This is a genomic window from Salmonella sp. 741265073_HBA (assembly GCF_046569105.1).
GTDB classification, from domain to species: Bacteria; Pseudomonadota; Gammaproteobacteria; order Enterobacterales; family Enterobacteriaceae; genus Salmonella; species Salmonella enterica.
In genome coordinates, this window is sequence record NZ_JBKFRY010000030.1 from 1 (window position 1) to 6,570 (window position 6,570).

At 45.4% G+C, this 6,570-nt stretch carries 6 protein-coding genes and 3 pseudogenes; 3 read left to right on the forward strand and 6 right to left on the reverse strand.

Going from position 1 to position 6,570, the window contains the following annotated elements; all coding sequences use genetic code 11:
* Both ACLD3P_RS21710 and ACLD3P_RS21715 read right to left on the reverse strand, forming a co-directional pair.
* On the reverse strand, positions 1 to 293 hold a 293-nt coding region (locus tag ACLD3P_RS21710; RefSeq protein WP_411006742.1), incomplete at its 3' end, for a hypothetical protein.
* A 68-nt stretch (positions 294 to 361) separates the two neighbouring features.
* Positions 362 to 709, reverse strand: a pseudogene (locus ACLD3P_RS21715) (tail fiber assembly protein); the annotation flags it as partial.
* A gap of 265 nt (positions 710 to 974) precedes the next feature.
* Between ACLD3P_RS21715 and ACLD3P_RS21720 the strand changes: the two are divergent.
* On the forward strand, positions 975 to 2,606 hold the full coding sequence (locus tag ACLD3P_RS21720) for a serine hydrolase (protein ID WP_411006743.1): 1,632 nt from the start codon (positions 975 to 977) through the stop codon (positions 2,604 to 2,606).
* Between the two features lie 665 nt (positions 2,607 to 3,271).
* Positions 3,272 to 3,543, forward strand: a pseudogene (locus ACLD3P_RS21725) (hypothetical protein); the annotation flags it as partial.
* Positions 3,544 to 3,657: 114 nt separating this feature from the next.
* Here ACLD3P_RS21725 and ACLD3P_RS21730 read toward each other — a convergent pair.
* Positions 3,658 to 3,825, reverse strand: a pseudogene (locus ACLD3P_RS21730) (isocitrate/isopropylmalate family dehydrogenase); the annotation flags it as partial.
* Positions 3,826 to 4,123: 298 nt separating this feature from the next.
* Between ACLD3P_RS21730 and ACLD3P_RS21735 the strand changes: the two are divergent.
* Entirely contained in the window at positions 4,124 to 4,792 is a 669-nt protein-coding gene (locus ACLD3P_RS21735) for an SOS response-associated peptidase (RefSeq protein WP_411006744.1), read from the forward strand.
* On the opposite strand, the gene ACLD3P_RS21740 is transcribed toward ACLD3P_RS21735, so the two are convergent.
* The 3 genes from ACLD3P_RS21740 to umuD form a co-directional block, all read right to left on the reverse strand.
* Complete coding sequence (locus ACLD3P_RS21740) at positions 4,779 to 5,000, reverse strand: hypothetical protein (protein WP_241392532.1); 222 nt, start codon at positions 4,998 to 5,000, stop codon at positions 4,779 to 4,781. The genes ACLD3P_RS21735 and ACLD3P_RS21740 overlap by 14 nt on opposite strands.
* 1 nt (position 5,001) lies before the next feature.
* The gene (locus tag ACLD3P_RS21745; protein ID WP_411006745.1) at positions 5,002 to 6,270 is read right to left on the reverse strand and encodes a Y-family DNA polymerase; all 1,269 of its coding nucleotides are present in this window, start codon (positions 6,268 to 6,270) and stop codon (positions 5,002 to 5,004) included.
* Between the two features lie 2 nt (positions 6,271 to 6,272).
* Positions 6,273 to 6,570: translesion error-prone DNA polymerase V autoproteolytic subunit (gene umuD, locus ACLD3P_RS21750; RefSeq protein ID WP_411006746.1), on the reverse strand; the 298-nt coding region annotated here is incomplete at its 5' end.

Here is a 6,570-nt window from a genome sequence, read left to right on the forward strand (position 1 = left end):
ACATAATAATTATATGCACACAAATCTGATGTAGAATTGTAGCAATGTGAGATTAAACCTAAGAGAAACTCATTGCTCTCCTCACCATGCCCAATGTAATTACGTCTCGCCTCATAAACATTGGATGGGTCGCCAGGATGACGATTACTAATCGTAAATGGAGTCCATTTTAAAAGAACATCTCGTTTTTGTTGTAAGGTGCTAGCTGATTCTCGATCCCGAGTTCTTTCATACTGATAACCGCAACCTGATAAAAGAGCAGAGATTAATAGCACTTGATAAATCTTTTTCATTTCTCATCCCTAAAACCAATGTAACGTAAAGCGCAGTGTACACCATCACCACTGCGCCTCAAATCAACCTATAAGGTACGCGGTTGTTCAGGTTTCTTAGGCCAGTCGATTTTTGGCGCGGTCGATGTATCCACCCGGTTTACCAGCACCCTGTATTTTTTCCATTCGTCGAGCTGCACTTTCTCATCATCTGTTGCGAGTCCAAGATCAACCGCATCCTGAAGCGGCGCGATTATTTCAGATGCCATTTGCAAAAGACGGCTTTTGGTCCCTTCAGCTTCACGAAGTCTGGCCGCTGTTTCCGCAGCTTCATCCTTCACCCACGCCTTACCATCCCATTTCTGGTATTCACCGCCTGGTGAAACTGATGTGACATTTTCAGACAACAGGCCAGGATAGAAAATATAAAACTGATGGTAGAAAAAAACTCAATTCCTGGGATAAAACAATAAATATCGAAAAATACTTTTTATAATTGCATTCGATTAATGCTCGCAAAATCGCCATACGCTTACGCAGCAAGGAAAGTACAATCAGACAACACAGAAACATATCATTACATAATCACAAAAAATGTTACTGGCGATATACCAAATGACATTCGAACGAGACTATAGAACATACTCTATTATTCAGAAGAGATATAACTTTAACGCTCAATCTTTTATAAAGGAACCATATATGACTCTCTCATTAAAAATGACCCTCATTTCAGCTTGCATTATGACATCAAGCAGCATGTTAACATTACCTACCTATGCCTCCGATAATAACCATACAACACTCTATTTATTACAACGAGGGGACCCAAGTTTGAAATCCCATGGTAAGTATATTGATCAAATGATATCGGACTTTATGAATAAAAATGACCTTCCCGGGCTTTCAATGGCTATAGTACAAGCTCCCTATATCCCCAGAGCGGCTGGATACGGGTTGGCAACATTAACCAACGATGAACTGGCTTCAATCAAAACTATATGGAACGTCGGTCCAATCACACAAGGCTTTACGGCTGTGGCTATTTTTCAGCTCGTTGAGATGGGAAAACTGGATGTAAATGACGCGGTTTCAAAATACATTAAAGACCTTCCCTCAAGCTGGCAGGATATTACAATTCTTCAGTTACTGCAGCACTCTTCAGGTATTCCAGACTTCCGGAGTCATGGATTTAAAGCTTCTCAAAAGTACTCTCCTGATATGTTGCTTGACCTGGTTAAATCACTCCCCGTTAACTTCAAGCCCGGTACTGCAGTCAAGGATAGTGCAACAGATTTTATCATACTGGGTAAAGTCATTGAACAATCGAGTGGAATGCCCTATGAAGACTTCATCAAAAAATATCAGATCGAACCATTGAACTTAAAAAGTACAATGTTCTTTGATGATATGCAGAAAAAAGTTCACTTAGATCGCCCCGCACCAACTAAGGAAAAAAATCAGCATTCAATATTTAAATCACAATCAGTTTATATTGATCCGACAGAGCCAGCTACTGGGTATAAGGTAGTGAACGGGAAACAGGTTCCAGTAAAAATGGATGAGTCCCAAAATATGTATGCTTATGCTGGACTCTGGTCATCAGCAGAAGATATTAGTCGATGGGATATAGCCCTTGCGGGTAGTGTCCTGGTTAAAGATCCTGCTCATCGTGACATTATTTATAAACCAGCTAAATTGAAAAATGGCACTGTCGTTCCAGCAATGGCCGGATGGGAGTTTACTCATCATCCCGGTTTTATGGAAATCAAAGGAAGCAACGGAGGTTTTAGTGCTTATTTAAGCCGTTTCACAGCCAGTGATGAGCTGGTTTGTGTCACTTTAATAACAAATAAAGAAAATATTGACCTCACTACTCTGGCTCGAGATATTGCTGAAGCATACAAAACAGGCCTTGGCTCAGGATTAGATCCAGACAAAGTCATCACTCAAGAAAGTAAATTTAATGTGGATGAAACGGTAAACAGACTTAAAGAACAGCTTACCGCGAAAAAAATCCCAATATTTGCCCAGTTTGATCACGATGAAAACGCCAGGTCCGCCGGGATGAAGTTAAGGCCAACAAAAGTACTGGTGTTTGGTAATCCTGCGGTTGGTACAAAACTCATGCTTGATAAACAGGGCGTTGCACTTGAACTTCCTTTACGTATTTCCGTCTGGCAGGATGCTCGTGGCCGGGTGTGGACTGGATACGAAAACCTGGACCGACTGTCTCAGGATTATGGAATAACTGATACAGAAACACTGAATAAAATTTCCAGCTTCATGCAAAAGTTAACCAGCAACGCAAACGACGTATTTAGCACTCCTTAAAGGAGGTTGGAATCCTCGCCTTTTAGGGCGAGGAGCAGTCAATACCATTTTCCTGGTTATATTTTCTTAAGGTTTTAAAATATTCAAAGCGTGACTAAAGTCACAGACAATTATATCCTGCCAATGAAATAAATATCTGCACACCCGATACAGGGTGCCGTGGCATAAAGTGTTTTTCAGGATTAATCCTGATGTATGGTGAATTTTTACTGCTGGTATTCAGGGTTGAGGCTCAGCCCTCTTTTTATTATTATTTGCGGAAATTATTACCCGTGATTTCCTTAAATAATGATAAAAAAGTTGAGTATCATTCATTAGGGGCAGTTTATCGCGGCCCCTTTTTTTTATCCGAAAGTGCCGTAAGCCCCCGTCCTTTTAGGTCGGGGATGATGAGACATGCCGTTGACTTTTTATCTAAACATTTGTTGACGAGGTACGCGACAAGCCCGCCGTTTAAGGCGGGGGGCGGTTAAAAGCACACCAGGCCAGTCAGGATTTGAGGTATACACCCGGGCTTCAGGCAAAAGCTAACCAGCAATACAAAATACCCATTCTACAGTCGCAAAGTGAATAAAATTTACTGGCGATACAAACACCTCGTTACCGGGAAATCTCATAGCCTCGGAACAAATGAGGAAGAAGCTACAACTGCATATTGTTCAGGAAAAACTGGAAGCAAAATAGCTATTCCACTTTCACGTCGCTTGAATGCCATTAGTCCCGCACCATTACCATGAATTTCAGCAAAGCTCGGGATAAGGCAGATATTGACTGGGGATCCGGCACTCCAGCTACCTTCCATGAACAGCGCTCACTTGCTGAGCGACTTTACGATGCTCAGGGGATTAATACTCAAAAGCTGCTCGGACATAAATCGCCAAATCAGACAGCCCGTTATCATGACGATCGGGGTAAAGGATGGATTACTATTGCGGTCTGAATTGAGGGAGTTTTGATAAATTTTTTTGATAAAATTTTGATAACCGCTCGAATGCTAATAATAAAAACGGGGACGTTAAGCCCCCGTTTTTGTTTTTAACAATTATCGATATTACATATTCGCGATAATCGCGTCGCCAAACTCTGAACATTTCAGCAGCTTAGCGCCTTCCATCAGGCGTTCAAAGTCATAGGTCACGGTCTTCGCGGCAATCGCGCCTTCCATACCTTTAACAATCAGATCCGCCGCTTCGAACCACTGCATGTGACGCAGCATTACATTGCCAAAAACATACCAACCATTTGATAAAGTTGAAATTATCATTCTTCCTACTATCAAAAAAATCCAGTAACTGTCTTTTACAACTCATTGATTATCAAAACGTTGATTTTAGTTTTGGGGAAGAGTTTTCTTCAAGATTCCAATTTTTTCACGCCAGTACATTCAACATGATGCTACTAATGGCAACCCCCAATAGTGAAGCTTCTACATTGGTTGAGGTCGCTCGGAGAAACACCGGAACAGCTACTCGCATATCCTCTTCTATACTTTCAGTCTGACCGACTGGAGGTTTCATATGTGTGGACGCTTTGCACAAGCACAGACCCGCGAAGAATACCTGGCATATCTGGCCGATGAATCCGAGCGCGATATCGCTTATGACCCTGAACCTATAGGCCGGTACAACGTGGCGCCCGGTACCAAAGTTCTGCTGCTCAGTGAACGCGACGAGCAACTGCATCTGGATCCGGTATTCTGGGGATTTGCGCCCGGATGGTGGGATAAACCACCGCTGATTAATGCACGGGTTGAGACTGCGGCCACCAGCAGAATGTTTAAACCGCTATGGAAACATGGCCGAGCTATCGTGTTTGCTGATGGTTGGTTTGAGTGGAAGAAGGAAGGCGACAAGAAACAGCCATACTTCATCCACCGGGCTGACGGCCAGCCAATATTCATGGCAGCGATCGGCAGCATACCGTTCGAACGCGGTGATGATGCCGAAGGATTCCTGATTGTCACCGCTGCAGCCGATAAAGGTCTGGTAGACATTCACGACCGTCGTCCTCTCGTTCTGTCACCTGGCGCCGCGCGAGAATGGATGCGCCAGGGCATAAGCGGGAAGGAGGTAGAGGAGATAATTACTGATGGTGCCGTGCCGACAGATAAATTTACCTGGCACGCCGTGAAGCGCGCCGTTGGCAATGTGAAAAATCAAGGGGCTGATTTGATTATTCCGCTTTAACTTTTTCTTTCCTTTCTAACAACTGCTTTATTGCTTCCAGTAGAGAGGTTTGTCTGCGCATCTCTAAAAGGCGCATCGCCTCATAAGCTTCGATTCCAACTAATTGCTGATCGCCCAACATATCGAGGTCAGTAATCAGTATATCTACTTCATCTTTAGTTATTGGCGTTCTCATGAAAGTCTCGCTGTAGTAGTGGTATTCATTCATTTTATCTCACCATCAGAAGATCAGAGTATCTTGTGGTGTACCGAGGCGAAAGCATTTCTCGCTTCATAGCCCACTGTTGCGGTATCCCCTGCCCGGCGAAGTACAGCGTCCCCTTCCCGTCTTTTGCATTAAGATGGTCCAGTACTTCCATCAACTTCGCACTATCGGCGCGTGGCGCGTTATCGTCGAAAAGGTTGAGTTGCGCTACGCCCTGACTGAAGAAGTCCCCCAGCATCACCCCCGCCTTCTGATAGCGATGGCCGTCGCGCCAGATTTTATCCAGGCACTTCACAGCCGTATTGATAATGTCGCGTGAATCCTGCGTGGGGGTGAGAACCTTCATAGCAGCGCTGTTCCCATAGTAGGGCTCGTTCAGGGCAAAGGGGGAAGTTTTGACGAATGTTGAAATGAAACGGCAGTACTGGTGTTCACCGCGGAGTTTTTCTGCCGCGCGCGCAGCGTAGCTGCAAATGGCCTGGCGCATATCCTCATAATCTGTGACCCGCTCGCCGAAGGAGCGGCTACAAACGATTTCCTGCTTTGCCGGCGCAAATTCTTCAAGCTCCAGACATGGCTCTCCGCGAAGCTCTCTCACGGTACGCTCCAGCACGATATTGAAGTGTTTCCTGATGAACCAGGTACTTTGTTCAGAGAGTTCGAGAGCAGTTTTGATGCCCAGGGCATTGAGCTTCTTACTGATGCGCCTGCCGACACCCCAGACATCCTCTACGGGTATCAGGGCCAGCAGCCGACGCTGGCGGTCAATGTTCGACAGGTCAACCACCCCGTCGGTCTGGCGCTGCCACTTTTTCGCAGCATGGTTAGCCAGCTTGGCAAGGGTTTTCGTCTGGGCAATGCCTACACCGACAGTCAGGTGCGTGCGCTTCAGAACCGTCGCTCTTATCTCGCGCCCGAAATCTGTCAGATCCCGGCAGCTTCGTATCCCCGTCAGATCACAAAAAGCCTCATCAATGCTGTAAATTTCTACCCGCGGCGACATCTCCTCGAGTGTGGTCATTACCCGGTTCGACATATCAGCGTAAAGCTCATAATTACTGCTGAAGCAAACAACACCAAATTGCTGGAAGCGTTCTTTCTGTTTGAAGTATGGCTCCCCCATCGCGATACCGAGTTGCTTCGCCTCGGTGCTGCGCGCAATCACACAACCATCATTGTTCGACAGTACGACAACCGGACGCCCTCTCAAATCTGGTCTGAATACAGTTTCACAACTGGCGTAAAACGAATTAACATCGCAAAGTGCGAACATACTCAGCTCGCTGCTTTAACGATGAAAGTAACGACGCCGAATACGTCCAGCGTGTCTTCGCTGCCGACGATGATCGGCGAATAAGCGCTGTTCATCGGATTGAGCTGAACTGTAGGTCGCAGCTGCAGGCGTTTAACAGTAAACTCCCCATCCACGGCTGCAATAACAATATCGCCGTGTTCAGCAGTTCGTGAGCTATCCACCACCAGCAGATCACCGTCGTTGATGCCTGCATCAATCATTGAATCACCCGTTGCTTTGACAAAATACGTTGAGCTGGGATGAGAAACGAGCAACTCA

Coding starts and splice junctions, on each gene's coding strand:
- ACLD3P_RS21720 (WP_411006743.1), top strand. CDS start 975: ATGACTCTCTCATTAAAAATGACCCTCATTTCAGCTTGCATTATGACA.
- ACLD3P_RS21735 (WP_411006744.1), top strand. CDS start 4,124: ATGTGTGGACGCTTTGCACAAGCACAGACCCGCGAAGAATACCTGGCA.
- ACLD3P_RS21740 (WP_241392532.1), bottom strand. CDS start 5,000: ATGAATGAATACCACTACTACAGCGAGACTTTCATGAGAACGCCAATA.
- ACLD3P_RS21745 (WP_411006745.1), bottom strand. CDS start 6,270: ATGTTCGCACTTTGCGATGTTAATTCGTTTTACGCCAGTTGTGAAACT.